This is a genomic window from Peribacillus acanthi, from assembly GCF_003073175.1.
GTDB classification, from domain to species: Bacteria; Bacillota; Bacilli; order Bacillales; family DSM-1321; genus Bacillus_BN; species Bacillus_BN acanthi.
In genome coordinates this window covers 23,829-45,293 of sequence record NZ_QBBX01000005.1, presented here as the reverse complement: position 1 = coordinate 45,293, position 21,465 = coordinate 23,829, and the positions used below count along the sequence as shown (strand labels likewise).

The following is a 21,465-nucleotide window of genomic DNA, read 5'->3' as shown; positions in this document are numbered from 1 at the left end:
AAAAGGATATGGACTTCCTTGCTCATGCAAGGCCAGCAAGTGAGCGTAAGAATGCGATTCTTCTTGAAAAAGTGAATGGTACCGGCACTTATCTTCAGGAGCCGAAATATGATTGGGCATTTGCGGTAGTTCGTCACTTCTTTTACTCACATGCAAAGACAATCAAGATGCACTCATTGAAAACTTCTTCCTACAAACCGCTTGCAGATACAGCAGTAAAAGTCAGTATGGAGCTTTACTATCATCAGATGCACTGGAATATCTGGTTTAAGCAACTGGTTGAAGCTGGTGGAGAAGCAAGAAGTAGAATGGAACATGCTATTGGCATTGTTATGAAAGATATGGGGGATGTACTTTCTTTAGGACTATTAGGAAAAGAAATGTCAGATGCAGGGCTAATTGAATCGGAAGAGGTTCTCCTTACACGATTCCATGCAGCTATGAGTGAGATATTTTCTTCAATCGGTCTAACGTACACTGCTGTCATCGGAAAGAAAAGTGGGGAAGGTCGTAAGGGAGACCATACACCAGACTTACAAGATGCTCTCAATGTCTTAAGTGAAGTATATGCTTCAGACCCAACAGCCATTTGGTAATAGCCTATTTATAAAGGGATGAATGATATGAAATGGTTTGGGAACTTTACACCAATCCAAAAATCTGAAATAGAACTGGCGCTCCAATCAGTCAAAGATCCAGAAATTGATTCTGTCAGCATTTTAGAGTTAGGGATGGTAGAAGAAGTAAGGATTTCTGATAGAGGAATTATCATTACCATTCTTCCAACCTTCATGGGGTGTCCAGCTTTAGATATCATCAAAAGCAACATTTTGAAAGCGGTTACTTTAATTGGGTGGTTGGAAGAGTTTGATGTCAAGTTTGTATACGACCCACCTTGGACCTCCGATCGGGTTACAGAAATAGGTCGTGAAAGGCTTAAAGAGTTCGGGATCGCTCCTCCGCCAAAACAAGTGAGCGAAACTGGAGAATGGCATGTGCTTTGTCCATATTGTGATTCATCATATACGACGATGGAGAATATATTTGGACCAACGGCATGTCGCAGCATTCTCTATTGTAAAAGCTGCAAGAATCCGTTTGAGGCGATGAAGCCAATTTCTACGCTAATGTAAAGGGGAAATAAGCGTTCATGTCCAATCCCCGGTCTTAATCCCTGAACGCTTAATAATTTTAAAGGAGAGAATTTTACATGGTTAAATTAATCGCGCTTTACAAACACCCAGAAAATAAGGAAGCTTTCGATCAACACTATTTTGGACATCATGCTCCTATCACAGCTAAAATTCCAGGATTGCAAAAAATGGAGGTTACTAGAGTTGTAGGAAGTCCTATGGGTGGCGAAGGTAAATACTACATCATGTGTGAAATGTATTATGAAAACCACGACGCATTGAAAGCTGCAATGAAATCCGATGAAGGAAGAGCTTCTGGAAAGGATTTAATGTCTTTTGCTGGTGATCTTGTAACATTGATGATTGGTGAAGAAATGAATGAATAAGGAGTTTCAATTCATTGAAACAAAGGTGGAAGATTCGATTGGATTCATTGCTTTGAATCGGCCGAAAGTACTGAATGCCATCAATCGAGGAATGGTCTCTGAGATTGTGGAGGCAATGGAAAGCTATGACCGGGACGAGTACATACGTGTGATTGTTTTGTCTGGGAAGGGAAGAGCTTTCGCTGCCGGAGCAGACATTGATGAAATGGTGGACGCCGACCCGATTGGAATGGAGCTTCTCAACCAATTTACGGATTGGGACCGACTTGGAGCTATCAAAAAGCCTATCATAGGAGCGATTCATGGATTTGCTCTAGGTGGAGGGTTTGAACTTGCTCTATGTTGTGATTTATTGATTGCAGCAGAGGATGCCGAGTTTGGTTTTCCTGAGGTAAATTTGGGAGTCATGCCAGGCGCAGGGGGAACACAGAGATTGACAAAGCTTGTAGGTCGATCGAGAGCGTTACGTTGGTTGATGACCGGCGATCGATTTTCAGCAAAAGAAGCCCTACATTACGGTGTTGTATGCGAAACCATTCCTACTGATCTACTCATGGAAGAAACAGTCCGCTTTGCTAAGAACTTAGCGACAAAACCACCATTATCCTTAAGACTGATCAAAGAATCGGTCCAAAAAGCAGTGGATTCGTCCACACTTGAAGGAATGCAGTTTGAACGGAAGAATTTTTACCTCCTTTTTTCATCAGAAGATCAAAAGGAGGGCATGACAGCCTTCAAAGAAAAGAGAAAACCTCAATTTAGAGGAAGATAAGGGTTTTGATGGATCAGGTCCCGCTGTAGAAACAAATGAGTGATGGGGAATTGCACTTACCTATATTTAATTGGATTTTTCAGCGAGGGCTCCCTTACTGTACATTAAATGAAGCATGGATGAATGCAACTTACTTTTTTCATTCAATTTGGTAACGGGACCAAACTCCATAAAGGGGGTACAGAAATGTACGAAACAATTAAATATGACGTGAATGATGCGATTGCGACGTTAACTTTGAACCGTCCTGATAAATTAAACGCATTTACGGGTTTAATGCATAAGGAATTGCTTCAAGCGTTGAAATCAGTCGATAGAGATGATGCTGTTCGATGTCTTGTCATTACTGGGGAAGGGAGAGCCTTTTCTTCAGGTGAGGATTTAGGGGGAGTAGGCGAAGGGTTGGATCATGGTGAAGTGCTACGTACCCGGTATACTCCAGTCATGATTCAGTTATCGAAACTTCAAAAACCAGTTATAGCTGCGATTAACGGTGTAGCTGCAGGCTCTGGCTTAAGCTTGGCGTTAGCATGTGATTTCCGGATTATGCACGAGAAGGCAAAGTTAGTGCAGGCCTTCATTCATGTTGGTTTAATTCCTGATTCGGGAAACTTGTACTATTTGCCGAAAATTGTCGGGCATGCAAAAGCGTTAGAGCTTGCAGTGTTCGGTGAAAAAATCTCAGCAGAAGAAGCAATCCGATTTGGACTTGTGACAAAAATCAGTTCAGATGAAGATTGGAATGAATCGGTTTCTAGCTTTTCAAAACGATTAGCCAGCATGCCAACGAAAGCAATCGGGCTTATAAAGAGTCAATTGAATGCTAGCTATGAAATGCCATTAGAGGAATTTTTACAAAAAGAAGCCTACGGTCAACGAATGGCCGGACTGACCCATGATCATCGTGAAGGTGTTCAAGCCTTTATTGAAAAAAGACCATCCGTATTCACTGGACAATAAGTCTCGTAGAAAAGGTGATGACTATGTCAACGGTTAGAGACTCAAAGTTGGATCAGCTCGAAATGAAGAGAGAACGCTACCAATTAATCATCAATGGGCAGAGAATGGAGAGTAGTAGTAATGATACATTCATTACCTACAATCCGGCAACTGGTGAAATAATAGCTGAAGTGGCTAAAGCCAATATAGAAGATGCAGAAAAAGCGGTTCAAGCCGCTCGCCAAGCTTTTGATTTCGGTAAATGGCGTCATTTTCCTATTAATAAGCGTTCTAGGACATTGAATAAAATCGCAAGTATTATGCGTGCAAGATTCAATGAATTAGTAGAATTAGAGATTCTAGATACAGGTAAATCATTGTCAGCAGCCCAAGGACAAGTGATGCAAGCTATTGAGGACTTTGAATTTTATGCTGGTGCAATTGTGAGTCATCGTGGAAGTGTGAACAGTATGCCAGGCGCCTTCCAAAATCACACAGAAAAAGAGCCAGTGGGTGTTTGTGCACAAATCATCCCTTGGAATTATCCATTGATGATGGCAGCTTGGAAGATTGCTCCTGCTATTGCAGTGGGGTGTTCAGTTGTGGTTAAACCAGCTACTTTGACGCCATTAACGGCCATAGTACTAGGAGAAATTTGTATCGAAGCTGGCGTTCCAGAAGGCGTCGTGAATATTCTTCCAGGAGCTGGTTCAGAGGTTGGGAACTATTTAGTGGAGAATGAAGCAGTAGATAAAATTGCCTTCACAGGCTCCACGCCAATTGGTAGAAAAATTATGGAGCGCGCATCTAGTACTCTAAAGCGAGTAACGTTAGAGCTAGGTGGTAAATCGCCAAGCATTGTGTTTGATGACGCAGATATCGATGCGGCTGTGGATGGATCATTGTTTGGAATCTTTTACAATTCCGGTCAGTCCTGTGAGGCACGTTCGAGACTGTATGTACATGAAGCTATATACGATGATTTCATGGAGAAATTTATTGAAAAAACGAAGAAGCTGATGCTAGGGAATCCTTTTGATAAAGGAACTCATGTTGGAGCAATCATCAACCAGGATCAACTTAATGTTATACACGGTTATGTTGAATCGGCAAAAGCGGAAGGAGCCACGATTGAAACGGGAGGTTCTATTGCAAAACTAGCGGGTTATGAAAATGGATACTGGTATGAGCCAACCATTATTTCTAACGTGACTCATGAGATGAAAGTGGTCAAGGAAGAAATCTTTGGACCTGTCGTTGTAGTCATGAAATTTAAGGATGAAAAAGAAGCTATTAAACTAGCTAATGATACCGAATATGGGTTGGGTTCTGCAGTATGGACAAAGGACCATGCCCGAGCCACACGCATTTCGAAGGGAATTCAGGCTGGCATTGTGATGGTGAATTGTCCTTTTTCTGCTTTCCCAGGAACGCCATTTGGTGGCTATAAGCAATCCGGATTTGGCAGGGAGCTTTGTGTTGAAACATTGGATTTATATTGTGAAACAAAAAGCGTCATTTCCTATTACGGAGGGCGTCCTTTAAATCCATTTGGAGTATAGGAATGGATCAGATTTAAGAGACGAAAGGGTTGGCTCTCACAAACGCACCTTTTTTACAGTGTGAAGCCAGACCCTTTTTGTTTTTTTAAAAAATGGAGGAGAAATAAATGAAACGTTTGGTGGTTATTGGTTCCGGTGTGATGGGACGAGGAATTGCCTATGTGGCAGCAATTGGGAAGTGCGATGTCACGTTAGTGGATATAAAGGAAGTACAGCTAGCTAATGCAAAAGAAGAAATTACGGGACTTTTTCAAAAGGCGGTCACAAGAGGGAAGATTACCGAAACGGATTTTAATGAGGCACAGGGTCGATTACAATATTCAACTTCCATGGAAGCTGCCTTTGAAGAAGCCGATTTTATTATTGAAGCCGTTCCTGAAAAAATCGAGATTAAACGAGCTGTTTTTGAAAAAATGGATTACCATGCACCAGAACATTGTTTTTTTGCTACTAATACTTCCACTATGAGTCCAACGGAAATCGGTTCATTTACGAAGCGTCCAGACCGAGTGATTGCGATGCACTTTTTCAATCCCGTTCATAAGATGCCGTTAATTGAGATTGTTCGTGGCTTGGAAACGAGTGATGAAACGGTTGAAGCTGTGAAAGAACTGGCTGGAATGATGAAAAAAGAAACCGTGGTGGTCAATGAATTCCCTGGATTTGTGACGAGCCGAATTTCAGCACTGGTTGGTAATGAAGCTTTTTATATGTTGCAAGAAGGTTTAGGGACTCCTGAAGAAATCGATAAAGCCATCCGTCTTGGCCTCAATTATCCAATGGGCCCGTTTGAACTGGGAGATTTAGTAGGATTGGATACAAGGTTAAATAATTTGAATTACTTACATGCCAAGCTTGGTGAAAAATATCGTCCTGCACCCCTTTTGGAGCAATATGTGAAAGCAGGAAGATTAGGTAGGAAATCAGGCCGTGGTGTTTATGATTACAGTGATAAAGGCGGTGACAAGTAAGATGAGAGAAGTGGTAATTATAGATGCAGTTAGGACTCCAATCGGAAAGTACAATGGTGGGTTGCGAAATGTTCGTCCCGATGATTTAGGTGCTACGGTTATTAGCTCGTTAGTTAAAAGAAATCCAGAAATCAATCCTGGTGAGATTGAGGAAGTAGTTTTTGGAAATGCCAATGGAGCAGGGGAGGACAATCGAAATGTAGCCAGGATGTCCGCCTTATTAGCTGGATTGCCAATTGAAGTAGGTGGAACTACGCTTAATCGATTATGTGGTTCTGGTTTGGATGCTGTAAATTATGCAGCGAGAGCCATTTTAGCAGGTGAAGGGGACATTTACATCGCAGGGGGAACGGAAAGTATGACTCGTGCACCTCTTGTGACGAAAAAGCCAGAGCAAGATTTTCCTCGAGGTAACATGGAGCTAGTAGATACTACGATTGGCTGGCGCTTTATCAATCCTAAAATGAAAGAAATGTATGGCACCGATAGTATGCCAGAAACAGCGGAGAATGTGGCAAAGCAATATGGAATTACACGTGAACAACAGGACCAATTTGCCTATGAAAGTCAAAGGAAGGCTCAAAAAGCCATTGAGGCTGAATTGTTTCAAGAAGAGATTGTTCCTGTAGTGTATGTAGACCGTAAAGGGAAAGAATTAGTTGTTAAGGATGATGAGCATCCACGGTATGATACGACTTTAGAAAAGCTTTCCACTTTACGACCACTGTTTCCAGGTGGATCAGTGACTGCAGGGAACGCTTCTGGGGTCAATGATGGGGCTTCTGCTTTACTTTTAATGTCAAAGGAAAAAGCGGATGAACTTGGTTTGAAGCCTTTAGCTCGTTATGTGACTAGCGCCATTGCAGGAGTGGTACCTTCTATTATGGGAATTGGTCCAATTTATTCTACTAAAAAAGCTTTAAGAAGAGCGACCCTTACTATGGACGATATTGGCTTAGTGGAATTGAATGAAGCATTTGCGTCTCAATCATTGGCTTGTATCAATGAGCTTGGGGTTTCTCGTGAAATAGTGAATGTGAACGGAGGCGCAATCGCTTTTGGACATCCACTTGGTGCAAGTGGGGCGAGGATTTTAACAACTTTAATTTACGAAATGAAGAGAAGGAATGAACGATATGGCCTGGCTACGATGTGTGTAGGTGTAGGACAAGGTATCTCTACAATTATTGAAAATGTGGGGAGAGAGTAGGATGAGGTTTTTAAACTATGAAAAAAAGGATCATGTTGCGTATGTGACCCTTAATCGCCCAGAAGCATTAAATTGTTTTCATTATGAGAGCTTAGTAGAGTTAGGGGATTTGGTTGGTGAAATTGGCTCTGATCCTGATGTACGCGTAGTATTGATTACGGGTGCTGGTGATAAAGCGTTCAGCGCAGGAGCGGATTTAAAAGAACGTAAGACGTTGACTCCTACTGAGGTTAGAAGGAATGTGAAAAAAATTCGAGATGTGTTCCAAAGCGTGGCGATGCTTCCGCAACCGACCATTGCTGCAATCAATGGTTATGCATTTGGTGGAGGCTTTGAGCTACTACTTGCTTGTGATTTCAAGATTGCGGTGGAAGAGGCTGTAATGGGATTGACGGAAGTGAGCTGGGGCATCATCCCAGGAGCAGGAGGAACACAAAGATTGCCTCGCCTAATTGGTGAAACCAAGGCGAAGGAACTGATATTGACCGCACGAAAAATCACTGCAAAAGAAGCTTTTGAGATAGGCATTTTAACAAAAGTGGTCGAAAGAGATGTGTTGCTGTCTGAGTGTCTTGGATTGGCAGCAGAAATAATGAAAAATGCTCCGATTGCCGTCCAACAAGCGAAATATGCAATTGAAGCGGGCTTACAGACCGATATTTTGTCAGGATTACAGATTGAAAGCGAAGCCTATGAAAAAACGATACCGACAAAGGATCGAGAAGAAGCGTTGCTCGCTTTTAGTGAAAAAAGATCCCCTGTTTTTATAGGAAAATAGATTTTTGACTCAGAAGGGTGGCCTTTTGAGTTTTTTTATCAACTTATATGCTAGTTTACTGGATAGTATCATCGGCAGCAGAGTACTTTTCAATCTTACTGTTTTATTAGAATTGAGGGGAGGATATATTGATGCCCGAATTTTGGTTTGAAAGGTTCCAAAAGGAATCATAGGAGACCAATGATTCCATTTTGAGGATCAGAAGAGGGTCCAAGGGAATCATACGGGTGCAATGATGCCCGATTTTGAGTTTGAAAGTGTCCAAAGGGAATCATACGGGTTTAAAGATGCCCTATTTTAAGTTTGAAAGGATCCAAAGGGAATCATACGGGTTTAAAGATGCCCTATTTTAAGTTTCAAAGGATCCAAAGGGAATCATACGGGTTTAAAGATGCCCTATTTTAAGTTTGAAAGGATCCAAAGGGAATCATACAGGTTTAATGATGCCCTATTTTAAGTTTGAAAGGGTCCAAAGGGAATCATACGGGCGCAAAGATGCCCGAATTTTGGTTTGGAAGGTTCCAAAGGGAATCATACAGGTTTAATGATGCCCTATTTTAAGTTTGAAAGGGTCCTAAGGGAATCAAACTGGCGCAATGATGCCCGAATTTTGGTTTGGAAGGATCCAAAGGGAATCATACGAGTGCAATGATGCCCGATTCTGAGTTTGGAAGGGTCCAAAGGGAATCATACGAGTGCAATGATGCCCGATTCTGAGTTTGGAAGGTTCCAAAGGGAATCATACGGGTGCAAAGATGCCCGAATTTTGGTTTGGAAGGTTCCAAAGGGAATCATACGAGTGCAATGATGCCCGAATTTTGGTTTGGAAGGTTCCAAAGGGAATCATACGAGTGCAATGATGCCCGAATTTTGGTTTGGAAGGTTCCAAAGGGAATCATACGGGTGCAATGATGCCCGAATTTTGGTTTGGAAGGTTCCAAAGGGAATCATACGAGTGCAATGATGCCCGATTCTGAGTTTGGAAGGGTCCAAAGGGAATCATACGGGCGCAATGATGCCCGAATTTTGGTTTGGAAGGATCCAAAGGGAATCATACGGGCGCAATGATGCCCGAATTTTGGTTTGGAAGGATCCAAAGGGAATCATACTAGTGCAATGATGCCCGATTCTGAGTTTGGAAGGGTCCAAAGGGAATCATACTAGTGCAATGATGCCCGATTTTGAGTTTGATAGGGTCCAAAGGGAATCATACGGGCGCAATGATGCCCTATTTTAAGTTTGAAAGGGACCAAAGAGAATCATACGAGTGCAATGATGCCCGATTCTGAGTTTGAAAGGGACCAAAGAGAATCATAGGAGACCAATGATGCCATTTCGAGATTCAGAAAGAGGGAAAACGGAATCATTATTCCACTGATGCAAAATTTCAAATTTATATACATTTTTAGCAATCAGAACAATCCTAAGTTCATTAGTAATTAAGAATTCTCAATTTTATAAGAAAGATTACGAGACGATGATGCTTTAAATTGGTAAAATAATAATACTAGATAGAATGGAAGAGGATAGGACGAGAATGAATACTAGATCAATGATTTTTACACTCTATGGTGATTACATAAGACATTATGGTAATAAAATTTGGATTGGTAGTTTAATTCGCTTACTAAATGAGTTTGGACATAATGATCAAGCTGTGCGAGCAGCCATTTCCCGGATGAACAAGCAAGGGTGGGTGCAAGCAGAGAAAAAAGGAAACAAAAGCTTTTATTTTCTAACAGACCGTGGAGCGAAACGCATGGAAGAAGCGGCGAACCGAATTTTTAAACTCCAACCAGAAAAGTGGGATGGGAAGTGGCGTATGTTAATGTATACCATTCCTGAAGAAATTCGTAACATTCGTGATGAGTTAAGGAAGGAATTGGTGTGGAGTGGCTTTGGAACTATGTCCAATAGTGTTTGGATTTCCCCGAATAAGCTAGAAAAGCAGGTTGAGGATCTCATAGAAAAATACGACATTAAAGAGTATGTAGATTTCTTTATTGCATCCTATGATGGTCCGCATGATAACAAAAGAATCGTAGATAAAAGCTGGAATCTCGAGGAAATCAATATTCGTTATAAAGATTTTATAACAGAATACAGTCAAAAATACATTATCGCTAAAAGTAATATTCAAAAAGGTGCTATGACAGATGCAGAATGCTTCGTTGAACGTACGAAGCTAGTCCATGAATACCGTAAGTTTTTATTCGTGGATCCAGGCTTGCCAGAGGAATTGCTTCCCGAGGAGTGGTTGGGAGGACATGCGGCTTCGCTGTTTACCGAATACTATCGTGAGTTAGCGGAACCGGCACTTCAATTTTTTGAGTCTGTTTTTCAGGAAGGCAATGAGATGAAAAATAAAGATGAAGAATATGATGTGATGGATCATCCTCTAATTCTGTGAATTTTGGTAAATCTCATCTGTACTAGAATCAATTTGTAGTTCAAGTTCCCTATCGGAAGGCTTTATAGGTGGGTTTTCAGTAAAAAAAGAAGATTCAATTTATGTTTTGACCTCTGTACGTGTCTAACATCTTCTCCAGGTGAAAATGCAGTCATCGATCAGTGGTGGATTAGTAGTAGTTACAATATGGTTCTTATAGAATGGACTATATTTGCTAAAGTCTGAAATAAAAACTAGTCAAAATTTACAAATGTTTAATAAATTGAAGGTCGATCAATTGATCGGTCTTTTTTTTTGCCATAAAGCCATACGGGATATTATTAAGCGAATAATAAAAATAGTTATAAAAAAATAGAACTTTAAAGATTTCTCTATAATTATCATGATATTTACTATTAACCTTATTTGAAATCAGTCGATAAAAAATATGGTGATATAGTTTATGAGGAGGTAAGTTATGAAGAAATTGAGTAGTATTCTAGCTGTTGCAATGGTATTGGGGATGTTGATTGCATTAACAGGAAATATTGTGATGCTCTACAAGAGTACAAATGATTCCGTTGAATCTACTATCGCCAATTTTAGTATAGGGTTAGCAGAAAATATCTCTAAACAAATTGATACAAATGAGTACGAAGAATTTCTTGAAAATCAAACGGAATCGGACACATATTGGGAGCTAAGACAAGTCTTAGATGATTTTAGGAAAAAGACTGGTGCTCTATATGTATATACCCTTACTGCTGATGAAAACAAAGAGGTGCGATTACTGATTGATGGATTGCCAACTGATGAAGAGAATGCTGCAGGGATTAATGAACAATCGTCCACAACCTTGTATTCTCACATTGAACCAGCACTTAAGGGAGAGTCTTCAGCTGCTCCAATTGTTCATGATCCAAAGTTTGGTGATTATTTGTCTGCATTTGTTCCAATCAAGAACGGTGACAAAGTAATTGGAGTACTAGGAGTAGATATTGATGCAAAAAATGTAGAGAAAATAGCAAAAGAAGTTAATAAATCCGTATTACCGATTTCGGTAATCATCAGCATGATTTTGATTGCAGTCATTGTAACCATCCTCACTATATTTATTGTCAGAAGACTAAAGCCTCTTGAAACGATTAGTCTTGCTGCGAGTCATATGGCTGAAGGAAATCTCCATGCTGCAGATGACATTCTACAAAACTTAAAGGTAAAAGGAAAAGATGAAATTAAACAAGTATCCGATTCCTTTAAAGAAATGGCAACTAGCACAAAAACTATGATCGAGGATATCAAAAAGTCAGCGGAAACATTACTATTTGTTACGAAGGAAATTGATCACAAGACGGAAGAAATGAATAATAGCAATAGTGAGATTGTAAAAGGGATTCAACAGGTTGCAGGTGCAACTGAATCACAAATTCAAAGTAGTGAAGAATCCATTCATGCAGTTGCAGAAATGGCTATTGGCGTCCAACGCATTGCAGAAGCTGCATCAAGTGTCAGTGAACAATCCACTGATGTGAACGATCAAGTGAGAGAAGGCTATGGGACTGTCCAAAATATTATCCAACAAATAAATAACATTGAAGAGATAGTAAAAGCGTCATCTTCTGTAATAGGAAATCTAGGTTCACAAGCAAATGAAATTAACGAAATCGTGAAAATCATTTCAGGGATTGCAGAACAAACGAACTTATTAGCATTAAATGCAGCCATAGAGGCAGCGAGGGCAGGAGAAAATGGCAAGGGGTTTGCTGTTGTATCTCAAGAAGTAAGAAAGCTAGCAGAAGAATCAAAGGTTTCTGCAGAAAAAATCTCGCAACTATTATCTAGTTTTAGGGATACGATTCATCGAGCTGTATCAAGTATGAATCATGGAACAACAGAAGTTTCAGCAAGTACCGTCTCAGTGATACATGCGGGTGAGAAGTTTAACAAAATATTAATGGCTACAGAACAGGTAAGTTCTCAAATCCAAGAGGTTTCTGCCGTAACTGAAGAAATGTCTGCAAGCTCAGAAGAAATTGCCGCTTCTATTGAAGATTTTGGACAAACTACAAAATCTACAGCTAACATTTCTAAAGACCTTGCAGAATCTACTGATCGTCAAGAAGAAGCCATGAATAACATTTCAGATTTAACTGCAAGATTAAGTACGTTGTCGAGAAACTTAGAACAGTCCATTCAAAAATTTAGTTTGTAATAATATTTAAAAAACATCAGCTCTAAAGCTAATAGATATGAGCTGATGTTTTTTAAAATTATGTTAAGTTTTCAAAAATTCACCTTAATGAATACCCTCTATGACATTGGTTTTAGTGAATCCTTGTATAATTTTCCTTTATCCACATATGTATCAATAGATAACTGAATCAGTTTCAAATCATCTTCAGTTATTTCACGAACTATTTTTCCAGGCGCCCCGACTACTAATGAACGAGGAGGTATTTTTTTGCCAGGGGGAATTAGAGTGTTAGCCCCTACGATGCACTCCTCGCCAATCACTGCTCCATCCAGGATAGTAGAACCCATACCAATAATGCTTCGTTTACCGATGGTACATCCATGTAGGATGGCGTTGTGTCCGACTGTCACTTCGTCTTCAATCACAAGGGGAAAGTCTTCATACAAGTGACAAGTCACATTATCTTGTATACTGCATCGTTCTCCAATTGTGATAGGACCCTCATCTCCTCGCAATACAGCATTAAACCATACACTAGATTCCTTTCCAATTGTAACCTCACCAATCACACAGCTTCCCGGTGCAAGAAATACCGTTTCATCGACATTTGGTTGTTTATTTTGAAAAGCAAATTTCATCATATCCCCACTTTCTTCATTGTCTGAATCTTAAAAATAGTATAACATTATTATAACGGAGGGGGAATTTCGTGTGAATCAAATTACAAAATTATTAGGAATCTCATTTCCCATCATTCAAGGTGGAATGGGAAATATATCAAATGCACCTTTAGCAGCCGCTGTTTCCAATGCTGGTGGATTAGGAATGATTGGCGCAGGGACAATGACTCCTAAAGAAGTGGAAAAAATCATCGTGGAAACAAAGGAATTGACGGAAAAACCATTTGGCGTGAATATTGCAATTAGTGTTAATCCGCATGTTAAAGAGCTAGTTGGCTTAGTGATCAAACATGGAATAAAGGTAATTTCATTATCTGCAGGAAATCCTGCACCGATGATTCCGATTCTTAAAGAAAATGGAGTTAAAATACTTTGTGTTGTCGCAACGGTTTTACATGCACAAAAAGCTGAGGCAGCGGGTGCGGATATGGTGGTTGCGGAGGGGTATGAGGCAGCGGGGATAAATTCCAGTTTAGAAACCACCACTTTTGCTCTAATTCCTCAAGTTGTACAAGGAGTTTCCATCCCAGTAATTGCTGCTGGCGGTATAGGAGATGGACATGGTTTGGCAGCTGCTTTAATGCTAGGTGCAAGTGGAGTACAGATGGGTACTCGCTTTATAGCAACAAAAGAAGCTCCATTTCATGAAAACTATAAACAAAAAATGTTAGAATGCAATGATCATGGAACGGTTGTGATAGGTAGAACAGTTGGTAAAATTAGAAGACTATTGCCATCATTGTATATTGAAAAAGTTTTACAAAAAGAAAAAGAAGGTATGTCAGTACAAGAGTATGCTGACATGACTACGGAACATTATCATGTAAACGGAGCCATTCACGGAAATATGAAGGATGGTTTTGTAAATGGGGGACAAATAGCAGGATTAGTAAGTGACGTACCGACCGTTGAGGAATTACTGACAAACATGATGAAGGAAGCGAAAAATCGAATCGCGGTTGTATCGGGGATGTTTCATTAATATTTCACACCAATTCGCAAGTGAGTACTTACATAAACCACATTATTTCTATAGTAGAGTTAAGCATAAGAAACCGCTTGGTAAATCCAAGCGGTTTCTTATGTTTACGGTTTAATAATTTCCCAATACAGCATTTCATAATCAGATCCTATTCTAGTCATCCCCACTTTTTCCAGGACCTTTATGGAAGCGACATTATCTTGTAAGCACTCCGCTACTACTTTATCCACCTTACGGGTTGAAAATGCATGATGAATCAGCCCATCCACTGCTTCGGTGGCATAGCCTTTTCGTTGTGCGGAAGGGCTAATTCCATAACCAATTTCAACTTTCCCAAGATGGTCAGGTTTGCCTTTAAAACCAATGTCTCCAATTATTTCATTTGTATCTTTTAATTTGACCAACCAGACACCCCATCCTAAAGTTGTGGGATCTAATTCTAATTCTTTAAGATGCATTTTTATATGGGGTCCCATCTCGTATTGAGATGTGACATCAGTGGTGTTTTCAATTGTACAAGCCATGATAGATAATCGTTCAGTAGTAAAATTCAAGAATATCCTCCTAATTGGTAGTAAACTTGAATCTATTATCACATGTTTTCAGAATTTTTGGGAGACATAAAAAGGAAGATGGTTAGCGCCTCTACGTGGTAGGCCATTCCATCTTCTGTTAACTGTTTATTTCCAAATTACAAATCCACTTATAAAAGGTGACTAAGATAAGAAATAGAAAAGGGTCAATTAGTGCGGCATGCCACAACTTCCACCAGCCATAGTGGAAATAACCCCATGGTTCTGGAGTGAGGGTAATAATCTCATATAGTAAAATCGCAACTGTCCAGCAAATAATATAGATTGTCTTTTTAAAAATCGTTGAATGAAAAGGAAACCAATTAAGAAACATCATATTTACTGGAGGAACTAGTATAGTTCTCGGTAAGATTTCTGCCCAATCTACCCCTTTATTAAAATACCAATATGCTCCTAATTTAAATTCAATAAACAGATCAAAGCATAATTGAAATGCTATAGTAAAATTCCAAATATGTAGGATTTGATTAGCATTCAGTTTCTTATTTAATTTAAAGGCAATAAAGTTAAAAAGAATGATGGAGGTGAAAAGAATTACCATAAAATTTCCTTTTTTGCTTTATTATGCTTTTAATCAATATTCTTTATACTTGTTTTACGAAGAATAATCCAATGGTATTACATCCATCTTAAGAACTGAGGAGGTTATACTATTGACCGAAACTGTCCTTATTTCCTTTACCTTCCTTATAGGTTTATATTATTTTTCTATACCACGAAATATCTCAGGGTTAGAACAAATCTTTCTCGGGTTACTTACCAGTTTTATTTTTTGCAGTTACATTTCCATATTCGGGGATAATTTAGAATGGTGGAAAGTGAACGAACAGCATCAAGCAACATTTAAAATAACCGAGATTGTAGGGAAGACATTCATTGTATTAATACTGATTTCTTTTTTTGCTAAACGAAAGAAAAATAAAAGAAATCTTATTTTCAGTATTTTACTTTACGTTTGTTTGATAGTTTTAATCAATCTTTTATGTTTGGTAATGAATGCTGTTGATTATATAGGAAAGTGGTATGTGTTTGCTCCATGTCTATATGCTATCACCTTTTTATTTCTAAAATTCTTACATCAGCAATATCGAAAGGTTTTAATAAACGAAGGGGTGGTGGACCATGAAGGCTCTTCCTCTTCCTAAATCATTCGATGAAAATGAGTGGTTTGTGATTATCTTGCTTATTGTTTCGGTTTTAATCATAAGGAAATTGCCCCGAAAATTTCCTAAAAGTATAACCATTTTACTTTTACTGTTTCCAACAGCAAGTGCTCGGTTAATAGATAAATTTCTATCTGCTCCAGATAAGGATTTCTATGACGTGTTTGATACCTCTGCCTTTGAGTTGTTTGATTTACTCTCCTATGCTATGTATGCACCATTCGGATATTTTTTTATCTATATTTACGATTATTTCAAACCAAAAGGGGGTAAGTTAGTATTTTTTATAATAGGAAGTTCCTTTTTTGCTATTGGGTTTGAGTGGATAACCCATCAGTTCCACTTATTTGAATATAAGAATTTTACTTTTACACAAGCATTTGTATTTTATATGGGTTCTCAAATATCAACCGTTTTGTTTTACCATTTCATTTTAAAATTAAGATAAAGAAGTAGCGCACATGGAGTCGCTACTTTTTTGTTTGTTCATTTAAGTCAAATGCCTTGTAACTTTTATTAATGTAATCAGTCAAATAGAATAAGTAACAAAATAAAACATACGAGGTGTAACGATATGATCTTCTGCAAAAAGGTTTTAGGGGTAGTATCGACCATAATTTTAATTTTGGCATTAGTCGGGTGTGGGACTGCCATCACCAATGATAAAGCCAATGGAAGTAAAGGACCTGAAAAGGAAAATGGGGAGATTGTCGAAGGAGGATTGGTCGCAAGTGTGGAAAATCCAAATGACAAAAAGATAGGTACCAAATTCTTCATTCAAAATAATAAAACAGAAGATGTCACTCTCACGATGAATAGCGGACAATATTTCGATTATCAACTTAAAGATGAAAAAGGGAATGTAGTTTATACCTATTCTCCAGATAAGATGTTTACGCAAATGATAGAGGAAAAGGTATTGAAAGCTGGAGAAACTTTAGAAATGGAATTAGCACTTGAGCAAAACCTACTGAATGTTCCTCCCGGGAAATACACACTAGAAGTTTGGTCCACTGCAACAGAGACGAAAAACTTAAAGGCAAAGGTTGATTTTCATTGGGTAGGGTCGAACCAAGTAAAACTCAATGTACAGGAGACTGTGGTAACGTTTGTTGGGCTACAAGATTTAAACTCGATTGAGGTAGTCAATGAACAAGGTCAATCAGAGACATATCGTTTAGCAGAAGTAGCGAAACCAGAATTTGAAAACTTACCTAAAGACACGAAGGTTAAAATCTATTATGTAGTTCGAGATGGGCAGAAGGAAGTTCAATCTGTAGAAATTCAATAAGGTAGTTAAAAAGGGAGTTCAGCTCCAAGTTAAATGGTGGGAACTCCCTATCAAACATTAAAGGAAGGGATACCTTAATGAAAATCAGACCTTTAGTAGGATTTGTATTAATACTAATTTTAATGGGGTGTAGCTCCAGTCCTTACTCAAAATATTCAGAGGAAATAAACCTAGCTTATGATTATGTACATCCTCATTCTCAAAATTCTATTCTGAATTGGAAAAAGGCAAAAGTGGAGGAATTCACTTCAGAAATGGATTTGAATATTATTGATGAAGCAAAGGACGAAATGGTTAATATAAAAGGTATCCACACCTTGAAAGTTACATTTCGAACCAATGATGAAGAATCATTAGGACCTATTGTAGTTTTTATTGATAAAAAAAATGGAAAAGTCTTAGGTATTGGCGGGAGAAAATAGCAGGATTGTTTTGGTGATATTTCTACACGAAATTTATAGACTTCTCATGCTTTAGCAACCATTCTTTCCTCCACAATCCACCCGCATAGCCAGTTAAGGTCCCGTTGGATCCAATGATACGATGGCATGGAATGACGATGCTTAATTTATTTTTTCCATTGGCATTTCCTACTGCACGTAATGCTTTTACATTTCCAATTTTCTCGGAAATATCTTTATATGTACTTGTTTTGCCGTAGGGGATATAAGTGAGTTGATTCCAAACGAGTTGTTGAAAAGGAGTCCCATGAATAGTATAGGGAAACGTAAAATCTTTACGGTTACCATTAAAATATTCATCAAACTGTTGAAAGCACTCGAGCATTACTGATGGTAAACTTTCGTCTTGACTCCGTTTTTCTTCTTCTTCGCAAAAAAGGATAGATGAGATTCCTTTTTTCGTCCCAATCATCTCTAAAATTCCTATAGGGGAATAGTAATAAGCTTTAAATTCTTTACTCATATAAAGTCCTCCATAAATAAAAGGTAGCGTAGCCTTCCCAACCCTTCCAGTTTAAAGCGAATTCCTTAATCTCTTTTATAGAAGGTTTTTTATCTAATCCTAATTGATACATGATTGCATTGTGAAGCCCTACGTCTGCGATTGGAAAGGCAGAAGGGTCAAGTAAACATTTCATCCGAACATAATCGGCCGTCCATTTCCCTACTCCTCGAATGTTTAATAATATTTGTTGTGAGTCCGAATGAACCAATTCTTCTTTTGTTAATAATCCTGTTGCCATTTGTTTTGAGATTCCAAGGATGTATTCCGCTTTTCTCGTGGTAAATTGGAGCGTTGTCAAATCAGCTATGTCTAATTGTGCAATTTTTTCTGGACTAGGGAACAGCCAATAGGTTTTATCCTGATAAATAAATGGTTCACCAAAATTCTCTACGAATCTTCTTTTTAATGTGTACGCAAAGGTGAGATTAATTTGCTGACCCATAATAGCCCAACATAAGGCTTCGAACAAATTAGGAATCCCGATGATTCGTAATCCGAAATGTTTTTTGATTAAAGGGGCCAGAATGGGGTCTTTGTCAGTGAGTCGATAAAATGATTGTAAATCTCTATCTAAATCGAACAATTCCCACACATACTTAGCAGCTTGAAGTCGGGAAAACTGGTTGGGAATGGTTCCTAGAAATTCTATGTTTAAAGAATGTTCCTCACATTTCACCTTTAAAAGGATGTGCTCCTCATCAACTTTTATTAATTTATAGAAGCTATTGTCTGATACTTCGTGTAGAATCTCTTGAGACGATCGGCCTAGAAATGTTAGGCATTCTGAGAATCGAAATTCCTCGGGAAGGATTAACTGTATGTAAGTAACATGGTCAATCCATTTTCGTCCTTCCGTTAACATATTAGTTCACTACTCCTTTTGTTTTCTAAATTCATTTGGTGAACAATGTCTTAGTTTTCGAAAAGCAGAATAAAAACTTGAAGGACTTTGAAAACCTACCTCATAACAAATATCTAAAACTGGTAAGTCGGTATTCTTCAAAAGGTGAGCTCCTTTGTCGATTCGGACTTTTTCCAAATAGGTTCTTGGGGTTTCTGATGTTAGTTGCTTAAATAAACGCTCCAGGTAAAAGGAGCTTACACCTACATGGTTGGAAATGTCTTGTAAAACCAATTTTTGTTTATAATTTTGGACAAGAAAAGTCATGACTTCCTTGACGATCTCCATTTGTGGAGTGTGATCTGAGCTTGGTTGACATCGTTTGCACGATCGAAAACCAGCCTTTTCAACCTCTTCAATAGTAGGATAGAAATCGACATTGATTTTTTTCGGTTTCCTGGATTTGCAGGAAGGTCGACAATAAATTTTCGTAGTTTTGACAGCTGTGAAAAACAAGCCATCATATGAACTGTCACAAGCTATTATTTTTTCCCACATTTCTTCAAACGATAGAAGTAATTCAGCCATTTCCTTCCTTCCTTTCCAAATAATCTTAGTCATAACTCAATTAGAACAAAGATAAAGCATTACTGCAAAACCAATATTGTATAGACCACTTTATCAATGTGGCGACTGTATTTCGTCTCGTTTCTTGCTATTATGGTCTCACAATACGAACGAAAAAGGGAGGAGTTTTTGATTCCTCCACCCTTAGAATTATTTAGTATTTTGTTTAAAAAACTCTTTCAAATCAGTAGGAAGGAGAATAACATCTTGTATTTCAACTTTACCTTTTTGACCATGTGTTAAATGAACTAACACCATTTCTCCATTATCAAGAGTGATTAATTCATAGTTAGAATAATCTGTAATAGCTGACTTTAAATCTGTTAATTTCTTAAAAGTGTCTTGAGATTCTTTATTTTTCCTTCCAGTTGTATATAAGGAGACAAATTGTGAATAGTCTTTGTTATTTATGGCCATTTTCATAAGCATAGTAGTATGTAATGGAGAATCAGGTTTTACAGAAGTATCGCTTTTACATCCAATGATGATTAATAATATTAATGGAATAATCCAAAGTAATTTTTTCATTGTAAAACCTCCATTCTTAATTTTTTATTTCGGTTAATATTCTTTAAGAAAGTTCAATATCCTTTATTGTCTAATCGTATATTTTTATGTTTTTTAAAAGAATATTAATTTTATCGCAGTAAAGCGTTTTAGTGTAAAAATTTTTAGTTTGAATTTTTAGAATATTCATGATAACATTACGTTAAATTTATGCATGACCTTGTTTTTATCTTAAGAGAAATGGTAATTACATACCTTTATAACAGACTAGAGATTGCTAGATTATCTATTTCACAGATTGTTTTAATATTATTTTTACATAATTAGGGGGCTCATTATGAAAAAGAAATTAGGTGTTGTTTCATCTCTATTAATGGCAGGGGCTCTTGTGCTTGGGGGATGTGGAAGCTCTAATACGTCAACTGGAGAAAAAGGGGACAAGATGTATACAATTGGGGTTACACAAATTGTAGAGCATCCGTCGCTTGACGCAGCCTTCGAAGGATTTAAGAAGGCGCTTGCTGAAAATGGGTTTAAAGAAGGGGACAATGTTAAGTTTGACGTCCAAATTGCTCAAGGAGATCCAAACAATAACGCCACTATTGCTTCCAACTTTGTCAGCGATGGAGTCGATTTGATTTTCGCTAATTCTACGCCAAGTGCTCAAAGTGCTTTGAATGCAACGAAGGATATCCCGATTGTGTTTACATCCGTGACGGATCCTGTTGGAGCGGAATTAGTAGAAGCCTTGGATAAGCCTGGTGTTAACATCAGAGGAACAACAGATAGTCATCCTGAAGCCATTTCTAAAACGATTGATTTTATGGTCAATCAAGTAAAAGCTAAGAAAATTGGGGTTATCTTCAACTCAGGTGAACAAAACTCAGTCGTCCAAGTAGATGAAGTGAAAAAAGTGGCTGAAGCTGCTGGTGCTTCTGTTGTTGAGGTATCTGTATCCACTTCTGCAGAGGTAAAACAAGCTACTGAATCACTAATTGACCGTGTAGATTCAATTTATGTTCCAACCGACAATACAGTCGTTTCGGCATTAGAATCTGTTATTGGTGTAGCTAACGATAACAAGATTCCTTTATTTGTGGGTGAACTTGATTCAATGAAAAAAGGGGCTGTAGCTGCTAGTGGATTTAGCTATATGGACCTGGGATATGAAACAGGTTTAATGGCAGTAGAAATTTTAAAAGGTAAGAAAAAAGCATCTGAAATCCCAGTTGCACTTCCACAAAGCTTAAAGCTGATGATTAATAAAGAAGCAGCCGAGACGCAAGGGTTGAAAGTAGAAGATAGCTGGACTGAATTCGGAGAGTTTTATACTGGTGAGTAAAACTAGAGAGGAGGATACATCGTGCCAACTGCGATATTTGTAGCGTTCGAATCAGGAATCATCTATGCCATTATGGCACTTGGGGTGTATTTATCCTTCCGAGTATTGGATTTTCCTGACTTAACAGTGGATGGGAGCT

23 protein-coding genes and 1 pseudogene are annotated in these 21,465 nt (G+C 38.4%); 17 read left to right on the top strand and 7 right to left on the bottom strand.

From position 1 onward, the window contains the following. The 11 genes from DBX25_RS06300 to DBX25_RS06250 all read left to right on the top strand — a co-directional run. Nucleotides 1-596 (top strand): Phenylacetic acid catabolic protein (locus DBX25_RS06300; protein ID WP_240620186.1); only part of this gene is annotated, 596 nt, incomplete at its 5' end. A gap of 27 nt (nt 597-623) precedes the next feature. Beyond that, complete coding sequence (paaD, locus tag DBX25_RS06295; RefSeq protein ID WP_108669937.1) at nt 624-1,133, top strand: 1,2-phenylacetyl-CoA epoxidase subunit PaaD; 510 nt, start codon at nt 624-626, stop codon at nt 1,131-1,133. Between the two features lie 77 nt (nt 1,134-1,210). Continuing rightward, nucleotides 1,211-1,519: an EthD family reductase gene (locus tag DBX25_RS06290; RefSeq protein WP_108669936.1), complete on the top strand. Its 309-nt coding sequence runs from the start codon at nt 1,211-1,213 to the stop codon at nt 1,517-1,519. Next, nucleotides 1,512-2,291: an enoyl-CoA hydratase/isomerase family protein gene (locus DBX25_RS06285; RefSeq protein ID WP_108669935.1), complete on the top strand. Its 780-nt coding sequence runs from the start codon at nt 1,512-1,514 to the stop codon at nt 2,289-2,291. Before DBX25_RS06290 ends, DBX25_RS06285 begins: the two co-directional genes overlap by 8 nt. 186 nt (nt 2,292-2,477) lie before the next feature. Then, nucleotides 2,478-3,251 (top strand): enoyl-CoA hydratase-related protein, encoded by a 774-nt coding sequence (locus DBX25_RS06280; protein ID WP_108669934.1) that lies wholly within the window; start codon nt 2,478-2,480, stop codon nt 3,249-3,251. A gap of 23 nt (nt 3,252-3,274) precedes the next feature. After that, nucleotides 3,275-4,792 (top strand): aldehyde dehydrogenase family protein, encoded by a 1,518-nt coding sequence (locus DBX25_RS06275; RefSeq protein WP_108669933.1) that lies wholly within the window; start codon nt 3,275-3,277, stop codon nt 4,790-4,792. Between the two features lie 107 nt (nt 4,793-4,899). Further along, complete coding sequence (locus tag DBX25_RS06270; protein ID WP_108669932.1) at nt 4,900-5,763, top strand: 3-hydroxyacyl-CoA dehydrogenase; 864 nt, start codon at nt 4,900-4,902, stop codon at nt 5,761-5,763. 1 nt (nt 5,764) lies between these two features. Beyond that, on the top strand, nt 5,765-6,973 hold the full coding sequence (locus tag DBX25_RS06265) for a thiolase family protein (protein WP_108669931.1): 1,209 nt from the start codon (nt 5,765-5,767) through the stop codon (nt 6,971-6,973). Between the two features lies 1 nt (nt 6,974). Continuing rightward, nucleotides 6,975-7,751, top strand: coding sequence for an enoyl-CoA hydratase-related protein (locus DBX25_RS06260; RefSeq protein WP_108669930.1), 777 nt, complete (start codon nt 6,975-6,977; stop codon nt 7,749-7,751). A 1,537-nt stretch (nt 7,752-9,288) separates the two neighbouring features. After that, on the top strand, nt 9,289-10,161 hold the full coding sequence (paaX, locus tag DBX25_RS06255; RefSeq protein ID WP_108669929.1) for a phenylacetic acid degradation operon negative regulatory protein PaaX: 873 nt from the start codon (nt 9,289-9,291) through the stop codon (nt 10,159-10,161). A gap of 457 nt (nt 10,162-10,618) precedes the next feature. Further along, nucleotides 10,619-12,352, top strand: a complete 1,734-nt coding sequence (locus DBX25_RS06250) for a methyl-accepting chemotaxis protein (protein WP_108669928.1) — start codon at nt 10,619-10,621, stop codon at nt 12,350-12,352. A gap of 98 nt (nt 12,353-12,450) precedes the next feature. On the opposite strand, the gene DBX25_RS06245 is transcribed toward DBX25_RS06250, so the two are convergent. Beyond that, complete coding sequence (locus DBX25_RS06245; RefSeq protein WP_108669927.1) at nt 12,451-12,972, bottom strand: gamma carbonic anhydrase family protein; 522 nt, start codon at nt 12,970-12,972, stop codon at nt 12,451-12,453. A 73-nt stretch (nt 12,973-13,045) separates the two neighbouring features. Here DBX25_RS06245 and DBX25_RS06240 point away from each other — a divergent pair, with 73 nt between their 5' ends. Continuing rightward, nucleotides 13,046-13,996 carry an NAD(P)H-dependent flavin oxidoreductase gene (locus DBX25_RS06240; RefSeq protein WP_108669926.1) on the top strand — a complete coding sequence of 317 codons (951 nt, stop codon included), beginning with the start codon at nt 13,046-13,048 and terminating at the stop codon, nt 13,994-13,996. A gap of 104 nt (nt 13,997-14,100) precedes the next feature. Here DBX25_RS06240 and DBX25_RS06235 read toward each other — a convergent pair whose 3' ends face one another. Both DBX25_RS06235 and DBX25_RS06230 read right to left on the bottom strand, forming a co-directional pair. Further along, a complete protein-coding gene (locus tag DBX25_RS06235; protein ID WP_108669925.1) occupies nt 14,101-14,550 on the bottom strand; it encodes a GNAT family N-acetyltransferase in 450 nt (149 codons plus the stop codon). Nucleotides 14,551-14,668: 118 nt separating this feature from the next. After that, nucleotides 14,669-15,130 carry a hypothetical protein gene (locus DBX25_RS06230; RefSeq protein WP_108669924.1) on the bottom strand — a complete coding sequence of 154 codons (462 nt, stop codon included), beginning with the start codon at nt 15,128-15,130 and terminating at the stop codon, nt 14,669-14,671. Nucleotides 15,131-15,711: 581 nt separating this feature from the next. Here DBX25_RS06230 and DBX25_RS06220 point away from each other — a divergent pair. The 3 genes from DBX25_RS06220 to DBX25_RS06210 all read left to right on the top strand — a co-directional run bounded on the left by DBX25_RS06220 (nt 15,712) and on the right by DBX25_RS06210 (nt 17,465). Beyond that, nucleotides 15,712-16,200 (top strand): hypothetical protein, encoded by a 489-nt coding sequence (locus DBX25_RS06220; RefSeq protein WP_108669922.1) that lies wholly within the window; start codon nt 15,712-15,714, stop codon nt 16,198-16,200. A 126-nt stretch (nt 16,201-16,326) separates the two neighbouring features. Then, on the top strand, nt 16,327-17,043 hold the full coding sequence (locus DBX25_RS06215) for a BsuPI-related putative proteinase inhibitor (protein ID WP_108669921.1): 717 nt from the start codon (nt 16,327-16,329) through the stop codon (nt 17,041-17,043). A 77-nt stretch (nt 17,044-17,120) separates the two neighbouring features. After that, entirely contained in the window at nt 17,121-17,465 is a 345-nt protein-coding gene (locus DBX25_RS06210; protein ID WP_108669920.1) for a hypothetical protein, read from the top strand. Nucleotides 17,466-17,487: 22 nt separating this feature from the next. Here DBX25_RS06210 and DBX25_RS06205 read toward each other — a convergent pair whose 3' ends face one another. From DBX25_RS06205 to DBX25_RS06190, 4 genes are all read right to left on the bottom strand, one after another. Further along, on the bottom strand, nt 17,488-17,967 hold the full coding sequence (locus DBX25_RS06205) for a methylated-DNA--[protein]-cysteine S-methyltransferase (RefSeq protein WP_108669919.1): 480 nt from the start codon (nt 17,965-17,967) through the stop codon (nt 17,488-17,490). Beyond that, a complete protein-coding gene (locus DBX25_RS06200; RefSeq protein ID WP_108669918.1) occupies nt 17,960-18,871 on the bottom strand; it encodes a DNA-3-methyladenine glycosylase family protein in 912 nt (303 codons plus the stop codon). Before DBX25_RS06200 ends, DBX25_RS06205 begins: the two co-directional genes overlap by 8 nt. A 9-nt stretch (nt 18,872-18,880) precedes the next feature. After that, nucleotides 18,881-19,438 (bottom strand): bifunctional transcriptional activator/DNA repair enzyme AdaA, encoded by a 558-nt coding sequence (locus DBX25_RS06195; protein ID WP_108669917.1) that lies wholly within the window; start codon nt 19,436-19,438, stop codon nt 18,881-18,883. A 189-nt stretch (nt 19,439-19,627) separates the two neighbouring features. Beyond that, the gene (locus DBX25_RS06190; protein ID WP_108669916.1) at nt 19,628-20,005 is read right to left on the bottom strand and encodes a hypothetical protein; all 378 of its coding nucleotides are present in this window, start codon (nt 20,003-20,005) and stop codon (nt 19,628-19,630) included. 316 nt (nt 20,006-20,321) lie between these two features. Between DBX25_RS06190 and DBX25_RS06185 the strand changes: the two genes are divergently transcribed. Next, nucleotides 20,322-21,326, top strand: a complete 1,005-nt coding sequence (locus DBX25_RS06185; protein ID WP_108669915.1) for an ABC transporter substrate-binding protein — start codon at nt 20,322-20,324, stop codon at nt 21,324-21,326. Nucleotides 21,327-21,347: 21 nt separating this feature from the next. Next, nucleotides 21,348-21,465: pseudogene (locus DBX25_RS21210) on the top strand (ABC transporter permease); the annotation flags it as partial.